At 36.2% G+C, this 18,257-nt stretch carries 17 protein-coding genes and 1 tRNA gene; 7 read left to right on the forward strand and 11 right to left on the reverse strand.

Annotation, left to right across the window (positions count from 1 at the left end; translation table 11 throughout):
- Positions 1–975, reverse strand: coding sequence for a glutathione S-transferase family protein (locus AC6EI2_RS09530; protein ID WP_498462107.1), 975 nt, complete (start codon positions 973–975; stop codon positions 1–3).
- A gap of 42 nt (positions 976–1,017) precedes the next feature.
- Between AC6EI2_RS09530 and AC6EI2_RS09535 the strand changes: the two genes are divergently transcribed.
- Positions 1,018–1,935: an aspartoacylase gene (locus tag AC6EI2_RS09535; RefSeq protein WP_498462108.1), complete on the forward strand. Its 918-nt coding sequence runs from the start codon at positions 1,018–1,020 to the stop codon at positions 1,933–1,935.
- Here the strand turns inward: AC6EI2_RS09535 and AC6EI2_RS09540 are convergent.
- On the reverse strand, positions 1,926–2,060 hold the full coding sequence (locus AC6EI2_RS09540; protein WP_498462109.1) for a YWSERL motif small protein: 135 nt from the start codon (positions 2,058–2,060) through the stop codon (positions 1,926–1,928). The two genes, AC6EI2_RS09535 and AC6EI2_RS09540, sit on opposite strands and share 10 nt — an antisense overlap.
- A 198-nt stretch (positions 2,061–2,258) precedes the next feature.
- On the opposite strand from AC6EI2_RS09540, the gene psbA reads away from it, so the two are divergent.
- Positions 2,259–3,341 carry a photosystem II q(b) protein gene (psbA, locus tag AC6EI2_RS09545; RefSeq protein WP_011294225.1) on the forward strand — a complete coding sequence of 361 codons (1,083 nt, stop codon included), beginning with the start codon at positions 2,259–2,261 and terminating at the stop codon, positions 3,339–3,341.
- 129 nt (positions 3,342–3,470) lie between these two features.
- Positions 3,471–4,568, forward strand: coding sequence for a chorismate synthase (gene aroC, locus AC6EI2_RS09550; protein ID WP_498462110.1), 1,098 nt, complete (start codon positions 3,471–3,473; stop codon positions 4,566–4,568).
- Here the strand turns inward: aroC and AC6EI2_RS09555 are convergent, their stop codons facing one another.
- From AC6EI2_RS09555 to coaBC, 5 genes are all read right to left on the reverse strand, one after another.
- Complete coding sequence (locus AC6EI2_RS09555) at positions 4,569–5,231, reverse strand: bifunctional 4-hydroxy-2-oxoglutarate aldolase/2-dehydro-3-deoxy-phosphogluconate aldolase (protein ID WP_498462111.1); 663 nt, start codon at positions 5,229–5,231, stop codon at positions 4,569–4,571.
- A 16-nt stretch (positions 5,232–5,247) separates the two neighbouring features.
- On the reverse strand, positions 5,248–7,095 hold the full coding sequence (gene ftsH / locus AC6EI2_RS09560) for an ATP-dependent zinc metalloprotease FtsH (RefSeq protein ID WP_498462112.1): 1,848 nt from the start codon (positions 7,093–7,095) through the stop codon (positions 5,248–5,250).
- A 43-nt stretch (positions 7,096–7,138) separates the two neighbouring features.
- Positions 7,139–8,311 (reverse strand): sulfate adenylyltransferase, encoded by a 1,173-nt coding sequence (gene sat, locus AC6EI2_RS09565; protein ID WP_498462113.1) that lies wholly within the window; start codon positions 8,309–8,311, stop codon positions 7,139–7,141.
- A 133-nt stretch (positions 8,312–8,444) separates the two neighbouring features.
- Positions 8,445–9,248 (reverse strand): photosystem II manganese-stabilizing polypeptide, encoded by an 804-nt coding sequence (locus tag AC6EI2_RS09570; protein WP_498462114.1) that lies wholly within the window; start codon positions 9,246–9,248, stop codon positions 8,445–8,447.
- A gap of 226 nt (positions 9,249–9,474) precedes the next feature.
- A complete protein-coding gene (gene coaBC, locus AC6EI2_RS09575) occupies positions 9,475–10,731 on the reverse strand; it encodes a bifunctional phosphopantothenoylcysteine decarboxylase/phosphopantothenate--cysteine ligase CoaBC (protein WP_498462115.1) in 1,257 nt (418 codons plus the stop codon).
- A gap of 199 nt (positions 10,732–10,930) precedes the next feature.
- On the opposite strand from coaBC, the gene AC6EI2_RS09580 reads away from it, so the two are divergent.
- Complete coding sequence (locus AC6EI2_RS09580; RefSeq protein ID WP_498462116.1) at positions 10,931–11,272, forward strand: DUF565 domain-containing protein; 342 nt, start codon at positions 10,931–10,933, stop codon at positions 11,270–11,272.
- A gap of 6 nt (positions 11,273–11,278) precedes the next feature.
- On the opposite strand, the gene AC6EI2_RS09585 is transcribed toward AC6EI2_RS09580, so the two are convergent.
- Both AC6EI2_RS09585 and AC6EI2_RS09590 read right to left on the reverse strand, forming a co-directional pair.
- Positions 11,279–12,298: an aspartate carbamoyltransferase catalytic subunit gene (locus tag AC6EI2_RS09585; RefSeq protein ID WP_498462117.1), complete on the reverse strand. Its 1,020-nt coding sequence runs from the start codon at positions 12,296–12,298 to the stop codon at positions 11,279–11,281.
- Positions 12,295–12,864, reverse strand: coding sequence for a DNA-3-methyladenine glycosylase (locus AC6EI2_RS09590; RefSeq protein ID WP_498462118.1), 570 nt, complete (start codon positions 12,862–12,864; stop codon positions 12,295–12,297). Before AC6EI2_RS09590 ends, AC6EI2_RS09585 begins: the two co-directional genes overlap by 4 nt.
- A gap of 250 nt (positions 12,865–13,114) precedes the next feature.
- Between AC6EI2_RS09590 and gatC the strand changes: the two genes are divergently transcribed.
- Entirely contained in the window at positions 13,115–13,402 is a 288-nt protein-coding gene (gatC, locus tag AC6EI2_RS09595) for an Asp-tRNA(Asn)/Glu-tRNA(Gln) amidotransferase subunit GatC (protein WP_498462119.1), read from the forward strand.
- 9 nt (positions 13,403–13,411) lie between these two features.
- Here the strand turns inward: gatC and crtR are convergent, their stop codons facing one another.
- A complete protein-coding gene (gene crtR, locus AC6EI2_RS09600; protein ID WP_498462120.1) occupies positions 13,412–14,446 on the reverse strand; it encodes a beta-carotene hydroxylase in 1,035 nt (344 codons plus the stop codon).
- 48 nt (positions 14,447–14,494) lie between these two features.
- Positions 14,495–14,576, reverse strand: a tRNA-Leu gene (locus AC6EI2_RS09605).
- A gap of 201 nt (positions 14,577–14,777) precedes the next feature.
- Here AC6EI2_RS09605 and AC6EI2_RS09610 point away from each other — a divergent pair.
- Both AC6EI2_RS09610 and ileS read left to right on the forward strand, forming a co-directional pair.
- Positions 14,778–15,296: a hypothetical protein gene (locus tag AC6EI2_RS09610; RefSeq protein ID WP_498462121.1), complete on the forward strand. Its 519-nt coding sequence runs from the start codon at positions 14,778–14,780 to the stop codon at positions 15,294–15,296.
- A 51-nt stretch (positions 15,297–15,347) separates the two neighbouring features.
- Complete coding sequence (gene ileS / locus AC6EI2_RS09615; RefSeq protein ID WP_498462122.1) at positions 15,348–18,251, forward strand: isoleucine--tRNA ligase; 2,904 nt, start codon at positions 15,348–15,350, stop codon at positions 18,249–18,251.
- Positions 18,252–18,257: the final 6 nt, after the last annotated feature.

The raw sequence follows: 18,257 nt of genomic DNA on the forward strand, positions 1-18,257 counted from the left end.
TTAATTGTTGATAGTTGTTGTAATATCTTCTCCTTTAGGAATAATACTACTTGGGTTTAAAGGAAATAAAGCTCCAAAATAATCTTTTCTCCAAGTATCAACATCACATGTTTTCTTGATATTGTACATATTAAAAAATTTTTTTCTCCATTTAATTATATGTGGGAAAGATTTAATTGGTTTATTACTACATTTAAATAGTGGGTAATAAATTGCTTCCCATCTAATTAGGGTAGGGAAAAGTTTTATATCAGCAATCGAAAGATTCTTTCCACAAAGCCAAGGACCTCTTGATTGAAGACTTTCTTCTATGGTTCTTAGAGCTGAGAACAAATTCTCAGAGGCTTTTTCATAAGCTTTTTGATTTCTAGCAAATCCACATTTATAAACTCCATTATTAATATTTTCTTGAATTAGATGTTGCCAGTAAATAATTTGTTTTTTGTATTTGCTTGGATTAAGGTCTATTTCGTGATCATATATAGGCCAATTATTTAATATTTCGACAAGCTCAGCACTTTCATTATTTATAAGTCTTAATTTTGATTCGGGTTCATTGCCTGGATCGAAAAGCATTGGTACTGTTGCTCGTCTTAATTGATAATTTCCGCATTTCCGATAAAGCTCTTGAAGGGTTTTACACCCTTGTATTGGATGGTTTAATATCCACCTTCCTCCAGCTGTGTCTACTTCAGCAATATGAAGATTGATTGATTTCTTTAATCCTTTGATCTCATGAATTATCCATGTTCTATGTGCCCAAGGACAACTTTTGCTGACAATCAAACCTGGCATTTGAGTTGATGCTCTATTTTTTAAATCCTTCTTTGTAGGGATTTGAATTTGTTGTTGAAGATTTATAGGCCTCTTGTAATTTCCATTAGAATCCGATGGTGCAAGACCATTCATTAAAATTCTCCATTCAAAACTCCATATGTTTCTCGCAGCTTTGACAAATATTGGTGGTATGGCCATGACTTTATTTAGGGTTATTTTTATATCTATGGTTAGTGAATAATGATGCAGCTACAAGTACTCCTAGTGGCTGGTACGCATGGTAATGAAATAAATGGTATTTGGCTTTTTGATGAATGGAAAAAATTACCGTTTTTAATAAATACTTACGGGATTAAAACTTGTAAGGTGATTGGAAACCCTGAGGCTAAAAAGGTAGGGAAAAGATACATTCATCAAGATTTGAATCGTAGTTTTAAAGAAGAATCATTTTTATTTATCAACTCTTCAAATTTCGAGGGAAACAGAGCGAATGAATTGGTAAATCTTTATGGAAAGTCAGGTGAAACTCCCTGTCAAATAGCATTAGATTTTCATACAACCACAGCCTCCATGGGAAGTTGCTTAGTTGTTTATGGAAGAAGATATTCTGATTTAGCTTTGGCTTCTTTAATTCAAAATAAATTAGGTTTGCCAATTTATCTACATGAATCTGATCAAAAACAAACAGGTTTTTTAGTTGAATCTTGGCCTTGTGGACTTGTTATTGAAATTGGACCGGTAGGTCAGGGTCTATTGAATTCTAGAATTATTTCACAGACAAAATTAATTCTTGAAAGTTTGATGGAACAAATTCATCAAATTAAGAATATGAATTTCTTTTTTCCTGATAAATTGATAATTCACAGGCATATTAAAAGTATCGATTTTCCAAGAGATGAAGAAGGTAATATCGATGGTTATGTACATTCATTTAGGCAGTCAAAGGATTGGCAAGAATTAAAGAAAAACGATGAATTATTTTTTAAGTTTAATGGTGAAATAATTAGGTATGAAGAGGATGAACCATATATTCCTGTTTTCATTAATGAAGCAGCTTATGCGGAAAAAAATATTGCTATGAGCTTTACCAAAAAAGAATTATGGGATGTAAAAAAAGAATGGAAACAATCACTAATAGAGCTAGTAAATCAAAAGTAAGTTCTTTCGCTCCAATAAACAACTGCCCCTTGAGCTTCTAATTCATATTTCCTATGACGTGCATCACACAAAGGAACCCTCTCTTCAGCCCTATGACCGTTAATGAGCCACTTTATAAGAACCAATTGCTGACCTCTAAGGCTAAATCTTAAAAGAATCTTAAGACGTTTTAAGCTCTCTTCAGGTACAACTTGCTGATTCTCTTAATAAATTGTCCTACAAATTGGCCACAGAAAGCATCATTCTCCTTTATTATCACGGCTGGCAGTCTAATTAGCTGCTCTTATTTACCCGTCCCATTAGGGACATACACATTCGTCCTCATGACCACCATTCAGCAGCAGCGCTCGTCGTTGCTCAAAGGTTGGCCACAATTCTGCGAGTGGGTTACTTCCACTAACAACCGTATATATGTCGGTTGGTTCGGTGTATTGATGATCCCTTGCCTTCTTGCGGCAACAACTTGTTTCATCGTTGCATTTATCGCTGCTCCTCCAGTTGATATCGACGGTATCCGTGAGCCAGTAGCTGGTTCATTCATGTATGGAAACAACATCATTTCTGGTGCTGTTGTTCCTTCAAGTAACGCTATCGGCCTTCACTTCTACCCAATCTGGGAAGCAGCAACTCTTGATGAGTGGCTATACAACGGTGGCCCTTACCAGCTTGTAATCTTCCACTTCCTTATCGGTATCTCTGCATACATGGGACGTCAGTGGGAGCTTTCATACCGTTTAGGTATGCGCCCATGGATCTGTGTTGCTTACTCAGCGCCTGTATCAGCAGCCTTCGCTGTATTCCTTGTTTATCCATTCGGTCAGGGTTCATTCTCTGATGGTATGCCTCTAGGAATTTCTGGAACATTCAACTTCATGTTCGTTTTCCAGGCTGAGCACAACATCTTGATGCACCCATTCCATATGGCTGGTGTAGCAGGTATGTTCGGTGGTGCTTTGTTCTCTGCAATGCACGGTTCTTTGGTTACTTCATCACTTATACGTGAGACCACAGGACTTGATTCACAGAACTACGGTTACAAGTTTGGACAAGAAGAAGAGACATACAACATCGTTGCAGCTCATGGCTACTTCGGTCGTTTGATCTTCCAATATGCAAGCTTCAATAACAGCCGCAGCCTTCACTTCTTCTTGGCTTCATGGCCAGTAATTTGTGTTTGGTTGACATCTATGGGCATCTGCACCATGGCGTTCAACTTGAACGGTTTCAACTTCAACCAGTCTGTTGTAGATACTTCAGGCAAGGTTGTACCAACCTGGGGTGATGTACTTAACCGTGCAAACCTTGGTATGGAAGTAATGCACGAGCGTAACGCTCACAACTTCCCACTTGACCTAGCAGCTGCTGAGTCTACTTCTGTAGCTCTTGTTGCACCTGCAATCGGTTAAGTCTTTAACTTGATTCTTTAAAGCCCTCTTTTCGAGGGCTTTTTTTTTTGCTTTTTTCAAGTTATGCATTGCATTTATTGGTTTATTTTTTAGTGAGTATTGATTAACATTTTGAAGATAGGTTTATTTATGGGAAGTAGTTTCGGAAAACTTTTTAATATCAGCACTTTTGGTGAATCTCACGGTGGTGGTGTTGGTGTAATCATTGATGGATGTCCACCAAGGTTGGAGCTTGATATCAATGAAATACAAAATGATCTAAACAGAAGGAGACCAGGTCAAAGCAAAATCACTACTCCCAGAAACGAGAGTGATGAAGTTGAAATTCTTAGTGGTCTTTTAGAGAACAAAACTTTGGGAACACCAATTGCGATGGTTGTTAGAAATAAAGATCATCGGCCTAAGGATTATTCTGAAATTAAAAAAGCCTTTAGGCCATCTCACGCTGATGCTACTTATCAGAAAAAATATGGAATTCAATCTTCAAGTGGCGGAGGACGAGCATCCGCAAGAGAGACGATAGGTAGAGTCGCGGCTGGTGCTGTTGCAAAGCAACTTCTCACTAAGTCTTCTAATACGGAGATACTTGCCTGGGTGAAGAGAATTCATGATATTGAAGCTGATATTCAACCCAATGAAGTTACTTTTGATGAGATTGAGAAAAATATTGTTCGGTGCCCAAATCAAAAAGCAGCAGCTTTAATGATTAAACGAGTAGAAGCTTTTGGGAAAGAAGGAGACTCGTGCGGAGGAGTAATAGAATGTGTTGTTCGTAATCCTCCAGTCGGCATTGGTATGCCTGTCTTTGACAAGTTGGAGGCTGATTTAGCAAAGGCATTGATGTCTTTGCCTGCCACTAAAGGTTTCGAGGTAGGTTCTGGTTTTGGAGGTACTTATTTGAAAGGCAGTGAACATAATGATCCTTTTGTACCATCGGACTCTGATCAATTGAAAACTGCTACGAATAACTCAGGGGGCATTCAAGGAGGAATTTCTAATGGTGAGGATATAGTTTTGAGGGTTGGATTTAAACCTACAGCAACAATTAGGAAAAGCCAAAAGACTATTGATGAGGATGGTAATGCTGTAACTCTCAAGGCAAAAGGAAGACATGATCCTTGTGTGTTGCCAAGGGCAGTTCCAATGGTTGAAGCAATGGTTGCGTTGGTTTTAGCCGATCATTTACTTAGGCACCGAGGACAATGTGCTGAATTTAAAAATCAATAATTAATTATTGGTTTTTAGAGTAGATCTTGAATAATCTTTTAGCCAAATCTCTAGATCTTTGTCGAGAGTTTGATTTCGTAATTCTCTTCCGATAACTAATGCATCGTATCCATGTTTTATAAATATTTTTAAGTCTCTACTTTTAATTCCACCCGCACCAATAAAAAACATATCCTTTTGAGTTATCTTTTTTAATTCGTTTATAAAATTAATTCCTAATGTTGATGCAGGAAAGATTTTTACAATTTTATATCCTAGATTAATTGCTTCTTTGAAATTTTCAATATTCGATATTCCTGGAATAACTAGTTGATTATTTTGTATAGCTTTGAGGTGAATTTCTTTGTTAAATGATGGACTCATCGAATAATTTAGATCTAATGAGAGAATTGAGTCTAAAGATTCTTTTGATTCAATTGATGCTGCACCAAGATTAATTGATTTGAAATTCTTTTTTATCTCTGATATCAAATAAACCCATTCTGCATTGGAATCCCATCCTATTTCAATATTTTTAATACCATATTTATATAGTTTTTCGATTTTTAAAAATAAATTCTCTCTTTTTTTTGATATCTTAAAAAATTGATTTTCTAGCCTGATAACAACTATTAAAGGCTGTGATTTCAGCCTTTTTATTAAATTATTTTGCTTGATTTCCAAAAATTATATTTTTTGACTAAGCATACTCTGCAACTCTAACTTCATGGCGAATTAATAAATCCTGGAACTCAAGAGAATCGACGGTCTCAGTTTCCATAAGCATTGATGTTAACTCTTCGAGAACCTGACGGTTTTCATTTAAAGCTTTTTTGGCCCTTTTGTATGCTATTTCAACAAGAATTGACACTTCTGAATCAATAGTGGCAGCTGTATCTTCTGAAAAATCTCTTTCCGCAGAAATGTCTCTACCAAGGAACATGCCCCCTTGAGATCGACCTAAAGCTACTGGCCCTAACTTGTCACTCATGCCAAATTTCGTAATCATTTGCCTAGCTACTGAAGCTACTTGCTTTAGATCGTTTGATGCACCAGTAGTTACTTCATCTTCTCCATAAATAATTTCCTCTGCAACTCTTCCTCCAAGTGCAACAGCCATTTGATTTTGTAGGTAAGACCTTGAATAAAGACCAGATTCCATTCTTTCTTCACTGGGAGTGAAAAAAGTTAAACCTCCAGCCTGTCCTCTTGGAATTATTGAGATCTTTTGTACTGGGTCATAATCTGGCATTACAGCTCCAACTACGGCATGACCAGCTTCATGGTAGGCAACTAGCCTTTTACGCTTCTCACTCATTACTGTATCTTTTTTCTCTGGACCAACCATGATTCTCTCTATTGCGGCACCTATTTCGTCGTTGCTAACTTCAGTTAACTCTCTTCTGGCAGCTAATATCGCAGCTTCATTTAACAGATTTGCTAAATCAGCCCCGGTAAAACCAGGAGTTCTTCTAGCTATCTGATCGAGATCAACTCCCTTTGAAAGAGTTTTACTTCTTGCATGGACTTTAAGTATTTGTAATCTCCCTGAATAATCAGGTCGGTCTACGGTTACTTGCCTGTCAAACCTCCCAGGTCGCATTAGTGCAGAGTCAAGCACGTCAGGTCTATTGGTCGCAGCAACAATAATTATTCCTGTATTTCCTTCAAATCCGTCCATTTCTGTAAGTAACTGGTTTAGTGTCTGCTCTCTTTCATCATTACCTCCTCCCAGGCCTGCTCCACGCTGACGACCTACAGCATCTATCTCATCAATAAAAACTATGCAGGGAGCATTCTTTTTAGCTTGTTCAAAAAGATCTCTGACTCTGCTAGCACCAACTCCAACAAACATTTCTACGAACTCAGAACCTGAGATAGAAAAGAATGGTACAGAAGCTTCACCAGCTACTGCTTTCGCAAGCAAAGTTTTTCCCGTTCCTGGAGGGCCTACTAATAAAACACCTTTAGGAATTTTTGCCCCGACAGCTGTAAAGCGGTCAGGATTTTTGAGAAAATCAACTACTTCGGTAAGTTCAAGCTTTGCACCTTCAATTCCAGCAACGTCTCCAAAAGTAATTTTTGTCTCTGACTCCATTTGTAATCTTGCTTTACTTTTTCCAAAACTCATAGCTGGATTTCCACCCCCACCAGAGCCAGCTCTTCTAAATAGAAAAAATAGACCTCCAAGTAAAAGAATTGGGAAAATAAGGCTGCTAGCTGCTTGTTGAAGTGGGTTTGCTTGAGTAGTTGGTTGTACAGCAATATCGACATCATTATCGGTTAGAAGTTGCAGCAATTCTTGATCAGGAGCCAAATTAACCAAAGCTCTGTTTCCATCACTTTCAACAATTTGAGCTGTACCTTTGTCTGGAGAAATCAGTACTCTGCTTACCTGCCTGTCTTGAACAGCTTCTATGAAGTCACTATATCTAAGTGTCCTAGATGCTTTAGTCGGACTTGGCTTATCGAAAAAAGCACTTCCAACAAAAATCACTACAACAACAATTAGGACATAGAGGCCTATGTTTCTCCAGCGTTTGTTCAATGTTCTTCTATATCTGATAAGAGTTTAATAGGATCAGGTCCAACTATGCGGCTCTTAGTACATCAACGACGCTTTTAAATGCAAACCATTCAGGAATTTCTTCCCCACTTCTAAGCATTTTTCTGAATTGAGTGCCGCTTAATTTTTTTACGTGTAATCCTTTTTCTTCTGCATAATTGGCGGTTACATATCCTTCCTCCTCAGTAAAAACTAGATTTAATGATGGAACTGTTTGCATCTCTAATTCTTCACAGCACTTGTTTGCAAAATCCTGAGCGTCATACGGACCATAAAAATCTTTTCCGCTCAGAGAGGACTTACAACCGGCCATATCTCTTCCAATAATGAAATGAGTGCATCCATAGTTTCTCCTAATAATCATGTGCTGAAGAGCTTCTCTTGGCCCAGCCATATGCATCGAATAAGGAAGGTATGACCATCTGATTTTTGGATTATTCACCTCAGAGGCAAGTTTTTCATAAGTTTGAAATCTTACTGATCCAGGGATGTCATCTTCTTGAGTTGGTCCACAAGTTGGGTGAACAAGAACAACACCATTTTGGCTCACATTGTTTGCTTCTAAGGCTCTTGTGAAAAGCTCGTAATGGGCTCTATGAATAGGATTTCTGCACTGGAATGCGACAACATCTTCTCCAGGTGGAAGTTTCTCTCTTACTTGAGAAGGGGTTTGGCAAGTAAAAACTCTTCTAGGTAATTCGAGACCTTTTATAGAGCCCCCTAAATAATATTTTTTTCTCTCCATAGAGATCATTCTTATCGCAGGATGCTCCAAAGAAGTTGTTCCATAGCAAAACTGGGCCTCAATGACTTTGTCAGGTGTCCATTTTTCTTCTACTTCTAAAATCGCCAGTTTTTGATTGTTGTAATTTAGTAAAACAGAATCTCCTGGATTTATATCTTCTCTATCAGTATCCATCACAATTGGCAATCCAAAAAGCAGACCTGATTCGATTCGATTATGTTTGACAACTGAGTTGTAATTTTTTTCACTCATGAACCCATTCAAAGGTGAAAAAGCACCGACCAAAAGAAGCTCAATATCACAAGCATTTCTATCTGTACAATTTAAAGTTTTAAAAGAATTTTTTTTTAACTCTATTGCCTCTTGATCAGATGCCATAAGGTTTAAAAGTTCTCCACCATAAGGTTTGATCAAACCTTCGAGATTTCTATTAGAACTTTGCTTGCTAGTCATTTTCCCGTGAAGTAACCCGGCAAATTCTCCCAGACAAAGGGCCCATATTTGAGAAATTGTTTGGATTAAATTTTGCCAAAAAAAAAAGAGGGTTTTAACCCCCTTTTTTTCCTTTGATTAAGATAGTAATTTTTTAGGCTTTGCGACCATAAAAGATACCTTTAATTTTGATATCAACTGGATCCTTTGATCCAAGGTCATTGTCTGAAGGTTGGATGGCAACAAATTCGCCGCCAAATTCTCCAGTATCTGCATCAACATCATTGACAGTAAGTGTTATTTCACCTTTACCGCCAAGATCATCTTTAACATTTTCTCTTGCAAGATCTTCATCATCACCCCCACGAGCAATGAGAGCTTGAGCATATTCAACACCAGTTGATTTAGCACGGCTCTTTGGATCAAGAAAGTCTGCAGATCTATAGCTGGGAGTTGTTGTTGGACCTGAAAATTCAGCTCCAGGTTCAATTGACTTTCCTTGCTTGGATTCAGCAACCATCTCTTTAACAGAGAAAGCAAAAGGAAATTCCTCTCCATTTGGAGCAAGAACTGTAATTAGAGAGAAGTCAATACCACCTTTTTCAGTGAATTTACCTCCAGAGAGATCTCCATAAACTTCATCAAGACTTGTATTGAAGCGAGGACTGATAATTTTTGCTATTGCAAAATCAGATTTATTTCGCTTGTTACCTGGAAGTTTTACTGAAACTTCCGTTGGCTGAAGGCATAAACTTTTAAATTGGCCGTCAGCATTGATAGAACCCGATGAACCAGCTGGTAAAACAGTGCAAGCATCAGCTTGGCCAGTATTAACAACATTGCCAAAACGAGCGTTGCCTTGCTCGCGCCCTTTTAAAGCTGCAGATGCGCTAGATGGGAGAGTTGTAAAGGTGAGACAAAAAGCCAGCATCAAAGCCAGCAGAGGACGAAATCGCATGAGAGGGCTAGATGACTGCGGTCGAAACCGCCCAATTAATTCAGTTGGGATATTACAGGTGTCAAATACTTCTTATCACAAGCATTTGACAGCTCTATACAACCCGTAGCTTTTTGTTTGTTGCATTTAACACTCAAATTTCCTCGAAAAGCCATTTGCAGCAGTTGTTTCCAAAGCTTTGACGCTGATTATTGAAAAAAAATAAATACTCAAGAAATCTGTAAATTTATGATTTGAGATTTCGAATTTCATCTAAAAGTTGATGAGATATTGAAAGTTTTGTCGATAATGATAATTTTTTGACGATTTTTTTCGGACCTAACAAGAAACCACTGTTGAAGTTTTCGTCAAATCCTTGCCCAGATCTGTCAATGGGATTGGCCATAAGAAGGTCACAACCTTTCAAAACTCTTTTTTTCTCCCCCTTTTCAATAATTTCACTGTCATTTCCAGTCTCAGCAGCAAAACCAAGGAAAATTTGATTTTCTAATTTCTTGCTTGTTTGTTTTTTAATTATGTCCGCAGTCATTTCTAAACCATCAAAAAGGGACTTTAAAAAAAATTCTTTGGAAATTTTTTGTTCACATGGATTATTTTTTTTGAAATCTGATACTGCTGCAGCCATAACAATAACTTGAGCAGATGGTTGCAAATTATCAATTTTTGCTCCCATTTCAGCTGAGCTTCTTACTGGGTAAGTATTAAGCCCCTCTAAAAGATCTTCTTGAACCCTTATTGGGCCATGTACTAAGTCGACTTGTGCACCTCTTAATTTTGCAGCTTGAGCTATCAAAACCCCCATTTTCCCACTACTTCGATTTGTTAATTGTCTTGCAGCATCAAGATCTTCGACTGTAGGACCAGCTGATATGAGAAATCTTATGCCTATTAGATCTTTGGTGAGAAATTTATTTTTTGCCTTGAAAATCAATGCACTTTCAGAGGCTAATTCAATAATATCTAAATTTACCATTTTCCCATCACCAACTCTGTCGCAAGCTAAAAGTCCCTCACTAGGCTCGAGGCTGATAATTTGGTCTATTGTCTTTACGAAATTCCAATTCTTTTTTACTGATTGATTTCCCCACATTGAGGTGTTCATTGCTGCAGCAAAAAGTATTTGTGATTGACTGGCTAGAAGAATGCTCGCCAAAAGCCCATCAGCATTTCCAGTAGTAAATTTGGATAAAGATGTGGCACTCATAGGTGCAACAATAATGAGCTCTGCCCATTCTGCTAATTCAATATGCAAGGGCTTAGTCTGAGAATCATCCCACTGATCTTTATCTTGATAACATTTATTTCTGCTTAAAGTAGATAAAGATAGAGGGCTAACTAACTTAGCTGCGCTTTGCGTTATGACGCATTTGACCTCTACCCCAGCTTTTACTAGACGACTAACCAAAGCAGGAGATTTTACTGCTGCAATACTTCCTGTGACAGCAACTAATATTTTTTTCCCAGATAAAGTTGAATTATTCATGATATGTAGATTTTATCTTAAATAGACCTTTAAAAGATATTTTTTAAATTTAAATAATTTATATTTTATCAAAGAAATTTGATTATTTATATTTTGATAGAAGTAATTTTTTTGCTTTATGTGATCTTTGTTTTATTATGTATATGTTAGAGAATTTACTAATGAGAAAAATCTAAAGTAATTTTTTGTTTTTTTCCATATGCCTCCAAGAACGCAGAAAACAGTTTTATATAAATCATCTGCAAAGATTTTTGATAGGCTAGCAAATTGGGCTGCAAACCCATGGAGAAGATATTCATTGTTGGTAATTATTTTTTTGATAGGTTTTTTTCTTGGTAGTTCCCTAGGTATGATAAATGGAGTACTTGCTTTAATGGACCCGGTTGGCGCATTTATAGTATTAGTATTTTTGGAGATATTAATTAAAGCTAGATTTATTTTTTTAAAGTCAAAAAAGCCAAAAATTCTTGTTTGGGTCATAGACATGTTTAGACTCGGAATAGCTTATGGCCTTTTTTCAGAGGGATTAAAATTGTTATAAGTGCAATTAATTATTTTTACTTAACCCTAGTAAATACAACAAGGCCATTCTTGTTGGAATACCATTCTCTACCTGCTTGCTTATAAGATTGATTGAATTATCTTCCACTAGGTTACTGCTTATTTCTATTCCTCTATTCACTGGTCCGGGATGTAGGACAGGAACTTTCTTTTCACACCATTTTAAACTTTCATGTGTTATTCCATATTTTGCATAGTAACTATCTAGATCTGTCAGCATATTTTGCTTCATTCTCTCTTTCTGTAATCGAAGTGTCATAACAGCATCACTATTTTTCAAGGCATCTTTTAGTGATCTTTCTATAAAAATAGAACCTCTCTTCTTGATGGGGTCAAATTTTTGTCCTGGCGGAGGATTGAGAACAAAATCAATGAATTCTTCTGGAAGTAGACTTGGAGGACCACAAAGCGTTACTTCAGCTCCACATGCAGTAAGGGCCCAAAGGTTTGATCGGGCAACTCTAGAATGAAGAATATCTCCAACTATTGTAATCTTTTTGTGTAAAAGACTCTTAGTGGATGGTTCGCTTGGATTAAAGAAATTAGCTAGTGTAAACAGATCCAAAAGTCCTTGGCTTGGATGACTATGAAATCCATCTCCTGCATTAAGAATAGATGTATTTATGTTATTTGTATCTAGATAATTAGCTAACTCCGCGGGCACATTTGTAGACTCGTGCCTAATTACTAAAATATCAGCACCCATGGAGACGTATGTGAGGATTGTGTCTAATGGGCTCTCTCCTTTGCTTAAAGAACTTGTTGATACAGAAAAATTTTGAACATCAGCAGATAGTCTCTTTGCAGCAAGTTCAAAGCTAGATCGTGTTCTTGTACTTGGCTCAAAAAATAAGTTAGTAATCAATCTTCCTTGAAGTGCAGGAAGTTTTCTAGAACTTGATTTATGGACATCTTTGAATCTTGTTGTTAGTTCTAAAACTGTGCTGTAATCCTCTAAAGAAAAAGTAGACAGATCAAGTATGTGATTTTGTGTCCAATTATTCATAATCCCTCAAATGTGGGTGGTGACCAACACTTGTTTTTCGAAGGAATTCGATCCCCTTTAACCCTTTTGCTAACACTCCTACTACATTTAAGGTACCAACGCCAAGGTATATCTTTAGCTTGAGATATGCCAATTCTTGTGGTCTGAACAATATTTTCCGTCCTTGTAAAATTTTCTCCCTGCATTAACCAAAAATCATTTGCAGGTGATAGGGGTAAATTGTCAAAATTCCGATTTAATCCAAACCTTTTTGCTAATAATCCTGGTCCAGAGGCAATTCTCTCGTTTTCCCCTTTTATTGCTATTGATCGAAGAAGTACTCCATTTGCCCAATTTTTCTCCCCGGTAACGATATTAACGCAATTGTTAATTCCGTATGAAAGGTATATGTAAAAGTTACCAGGTTCTCCAAAAAGTGTTTCGTTCCTTTTAGTTCTGCCTGAGAAACCATGGCATGAGCTTTCTTCTTGAGAATAAGCCTCAGTTTCAACAATTACACCAGCAAGATACTTTTTCTTTGATAAGCGCTTAATTAAAAAACAGCCGATTAAGTTCGGAGCGACCAAATGAGATGGCCTTGAGAAGAATTCTTTTGTAAGAATTGAGATTTGCTTACTATTTCTTTTGATTCATATTACTCATTTAATAATAGATTTCTCCAATTTCTTATCAATCGACTAGAACTTAGGATTCCACAATATGCATTTAGATGGCACAATGGTAGATGAACTGAATTTTCTAACCGAAATCACTAAGATCTTTGCTAATAAGGTTTCCTTGTAATTAAATAAAGATCTTCAAAATTTTCTAAAAAATATGACTAAAATTTCTTCGTCTGATGTTCGTAAGGTTGCGCAGTTAGCTCGTTTAGAACTGCCAGAAGATCAAATAGAAACTTATACAAAGCAACTCGAAGAAATACTTTCATATGTTGATCACCTACAAGAAATAGATACTGATAATATTCCCCCTACTTCAAGAGCTGTCGAAGTGGTTAATGCAATGAGGGATGACTTTGTTAAAGTTAATAGCTCAAGAGAAGATATTCTTAATCAAGCTCCTCAAAGAGAAGGTGATTTTTTTAGAGTTCCTAAAATACTTTAGATTTATAAACTACCTTTTGGTTTCTGTTTTTATACGAGTTTTATGAATTAATTTTATATATTTTTTTCTCCAATTATTTTTAGGTAATATTCTTGCTAAGGATCTCATTTTACTTCTTCTTTCTTTATGACTTCTAATTCCAAGTAAAATATCATATAGAAAATTTAGACTATCTTTTTTAGTTTCAAAAGTACCCATTCTTTGAGGTGAACCTTTTTGATCTAATAGAGGTTTTGTCGCTTCATAAGCAGGTTTATATTCAAACCAGGGAATTGATGGCCATAAATGATGAACTAAATGATAATTTTGCCCCATTATTAACAAATTCATTAATTTACTTGGATAAACTCTTGCATTTTGCCATCTATTTCTGGATTGAAAAGGTCTGTGTGGAAGATAATCAAAAAAGATTCCTAAAGTTACTCCTACCATTAAGGCTGGGCCAAACCATAGATTATAAATAACATTCATAAAGTTGTATTTAATTCCCGCAATTACAATGCAAATAAATATTCCCCTCTCAATTCCCCATTGCATTAGTTCAAATTTTCTCCACAGTTTTCGTTCAAAGAAAAAATATTCATGATAAAAAAATCTTGGAGCTATTAACCAAATAGGGCCAAAAGTACTAACTATATGATCTGGATCGTTTTTGGGGTCGTTAACGTATTTGTGATGTTCGAGATGAACTCTTGTGAAAACTGGGAAGCTAAAACCAAGTAATATGGCCGAACCATGCCCCATGAATTGATTGATCCATTTATTTGGATGGGCAGCATTGTGGCAGGCATCATGAATCACGGTTCCTTCCATGTGGAGAGCCAAAAAAGCTAATGCGACTAATATTGGTAAAGGCCAATTCCCTTGATACCACTGCCAAATACTAATTATTGCAAGACAATACCCACCAAAGAACAGCCCTAAAGTTACGTTTATGGGCTTAGGTGGATCAAGATAGTCCTGGATTTCATTTTGCCAGTCTCGTAATGACTTCAGTTTTTTTGTTGCCTTATCTTTGTCAGACCTCGATAAGCACTGGGTCATTGCTTGATGTGATGTAGATAAATGAGCTTGTACAGCTTAATTAAAAAATGCCCACCGGGAGACTTGAACTCCCACGACTAAAGTCACTGGTACCTAAAACCAGCGCGTCTACCAATTCCGCCAGGTGGGCCTAGGTTCTCACCGATAATCAAATAATTCTAGCAGCTCATTGATGGCTATTTAAAGACTATTTTTGATTCGTGAACGTAAAAAGATTAATGTAATTTTTATATTGATATATGAGAGATTGGTAATTCTCTTTTTATGAAGCATGATTTTAGTTGCTTAAGAAGCTTCTCCCACCAAAAACGAAATTCATATTGAAAAAAATATGGTTGTTTCTATTTTTGGATATTTATTTCTTTTTGTTGGATCTTTGACATTATTTTTACCTTTAATGCTTGTCGAACTAAGTAGGCCGAGAGATTGGTTAATGGGAGGACTTTTTTTATTTTTAGGATTATTTCTCCTAGTAGAGAATGATCTTTTAAGAGGTTCGATAAATTTACTCGTTATTTCTATGGCGATTTTATATGGAAAAATGATATTAGAAATCATTGAAAATAGGTGGTATAAATTAAGCCCTGAAGAAATAAAGCGGATTGGATCTTTTCAAAGATGGTTTGAATCTTTTAAACAGCTCGGTCAAAGTTTTGCTTTACTAAGTAATGGCTTCTTAAAGGTTATTACAAGCTTTACGAACAAATCTGAAAAACCTTTAAAAGAAAAAAAATGGGTTCATCCAGAGTTGAAAGAAGAAGTCAAGAAGAAAGTAGTTGAACAATCTGTTCCAAATGGTTCCAATAAGATCATAAATCAAGAATTACCTGAAAATGAAGAGACTTCTTGATAAGGTTAAAAGGCCTAAAGTAACCAAGTTGACTACTGGATATTTCTCAAAGTGAATAATGTAAATAAAGATTCTCAAAAGGATCGCCCTACCTACAAAGACACTCTCAACCTTCTGCATACAAATTTTGGGATGAGGGCTAATGCAACCCAAAAAGAACCTGAGTTACAAGCTTTTTGGGCTAAAGAAAAAATAGATTTCGAATTAGGCTTAAAAAATACTGGAGAGACTTTTACTTTGCATGATGGCCCCCCATATGCAAATGGGACGCTGCATATGGGCCATGCTCTTAACAAAGTATTGAAGGACATAATTAATAAATTTCAAACTATGAGAGGTAAAAAAGTTTGTTATGTCCCGGGATGGGATTGCCATGGGTTGCCTATTGAATTGAAAGTTCTTCAAGGTTTGGATAAAACTCAACGGGCGGAACTTACCCCTATTAAATTGAGGAAAAAAGCAGCTGCTTATGCAAAAAAGCAAGTTTCTCAGCAAATGGATGGTTTCAAAAGGTGGGGAGTCTGGGGAGATTGGGATCAACCATATTTAACTTTGGATAAAAAGTTTGAAGCGTCTCAGATTAAGTTATTTGGCGAAATGGTTTTTAAAGGATACATATATAGAGGCTTAAAACCTGTTCATTGGAGTCCAAGTTCTCAAACTGCTCTTGCCGAGGCGGAATTAGAATACCCCACTGGTCATGTTAGTAAAAGTATTTATGTAGGATTTAAAGTTGATCAAATACCAAAAATATTAACTCAAGAAATTTATAATCAAGCACCAGATCTTTTTAATTCTGAAGGACAATTAAAAGAAGTTAAACTTGTTATATGGACAACTACGCCTTGGACAATTCCTGCAAATGAGGCAATATCTGTTAACCAAAAATTAGATTATGTAATTGCACAAGGCTCTGATAGATCTTTGATAATTATTGCTAATGATCTTTTGGCAGATGTTTCTGAAAGTGTAGGAATTAATTATGAAAAAAGAGTATTAATCAATGGATCGAAATTAGATGGGATTCTATATAATCACCCTTTATTTGATAAAAGAAGTCCTGTAGTAATAGGAGGAGATTATATAACTACTGACTCTGGAACTGGATTAGTACATACTGCTCCAGGCCATGGTGTTGATGATTTTAATACTGGTAAAAAATATAATCTACCAATTTCTTGTCCAGTAGATGCGAAAGGTTTTCTAACTAAGGAAGCTGGAAAATTTGAAGGCCTAAATGTATTAAAAGATGCTAATAATACAATAATAAATGATCTCATTAATACTGGATCTTTGATTAAAGAAATTCCATATGAGCACAAGTATCCTTATGATTGGAGAACTAAGAAACCAACTATTTTTAGGGCTACAGAGCAATGGTTCGCTTCTGTTGAAGGGTTTAGGGATAAAGCACTTTCGTCAATAGAGGATGTTATTTGGCTCCCTGAATCTGGGAAAAATAGAATTCATTCTATGGTTAGAGAAAGAGGAGATTGGTGTATTTCACGACAAAGGACATGGGGAGTACCAATACCAGTTTTTTATGAAAAGAATGGGAAAGAAATTCTACTTAATCAAGAAACTATTGCTCACATAACTAATTTATTCTCTACTCATGGAGCAGATGTTTGGTGGGAATACGAAGTTTCTCAGCTATTACCTCCGTCTTATTTAAACGAGGCAGATCGATGGCAAAAAGGCACTGATACTATGGATGTTTGGTTCGACTCAGGCTCTAGTTGGTCTTCTGTTATTTCCAAGAAAGAAAAACTAAATTATCCAGCAGATTTGTATTTGGAGGGATCTGATCAACATCGGGGTTGGTTTCAGTCATCTTTATTGACTTCGGTAGCAGTCAATGAATATGCACCTTTTAAAAAAGTCCTTACACATGGTTTTGCTTTAGATGAGAATGGCAGGAAAATGAGCAAATCCTTAGGAAATATTATTGATCCTTTAGTTATAATTAATGGTGGTACAAATAAAAAATTAGATCCTGCTTATGGAGCAGATGTTTTGCGGCTTTGGGTTAGTTCTGTTGATTACTCAGCAGATGTTCCTATTGGTTCAAATATACTTAAGCAAATTTCTGACGTTTATCGCAAGGTTCGAAATACGTCTCGGTATCTATTAGGAAATCTCTATGATTTTGATTACAGAAAAGATTCCATTGATATTTCAAACCTACCATTATTAGATCAATGGATGTTGAATAGAACAGCTGAAGTGATTGATGAGATAACCGACGCGTACTCCAATTTTGAATTCTCTAAGTTTTTCCAAACAATTCAGAATTTTTGTGTAGTTGATTTATCAAATTTTTACTTAGATATAGCAAAAGATAGGTTGTATGTGAGCTCTAAAACTGACTTTAGAAGAAGAAGTTGTCAGACAGTTTTATCCTTGGTTATTGAGAAAATATCTGGCTTAATTGCACCTGTTTTATGTCATATGGCAGAGGATATTTGGCAAAACATTCCGTACAGTTTAGAGGAAAAATCCGTTTTTCAAAGAGGATGGCCTAAAGTCCCTGACTCTTGGCGAAATAATAGTCTAAATATTCATGTTTCTGAATTACGCAAACTTAGAACAGTTATTAATCGTATGTTGGAAAGCTGTCGAAATAATCAAGAATTAGGTTCCTCTTTAGAAGCTTCAGTAAGAGTTGATATCTTTGATGAAAAAGTTAAAGGTGCTATCGAATGGTTATCTTATAGTGAATCTAACGAGGTAGATGTCTTGAGAGATTGGTTCCTTGTTTCATCTTTGCAAATTGGAGGAGAGCCTTGGGCTGAGGTTTTAGTCAGTGAAGATAATGATATTGCATCAGTGGATATTGCTAAAGCCAATGGATTTAAATGTGAAAGATGTTGGCACTACGAAGTTGAAATGAGCCAAAATCAAAACCATCCAAAGATTTGCACTAGATGTGAAGAAGTAGTGTTGGCTATTTAAATATAA

The sequence above is a fragment of the Prochlorococcus sp. MIT2302 genome (assembly GCF_059772385.1).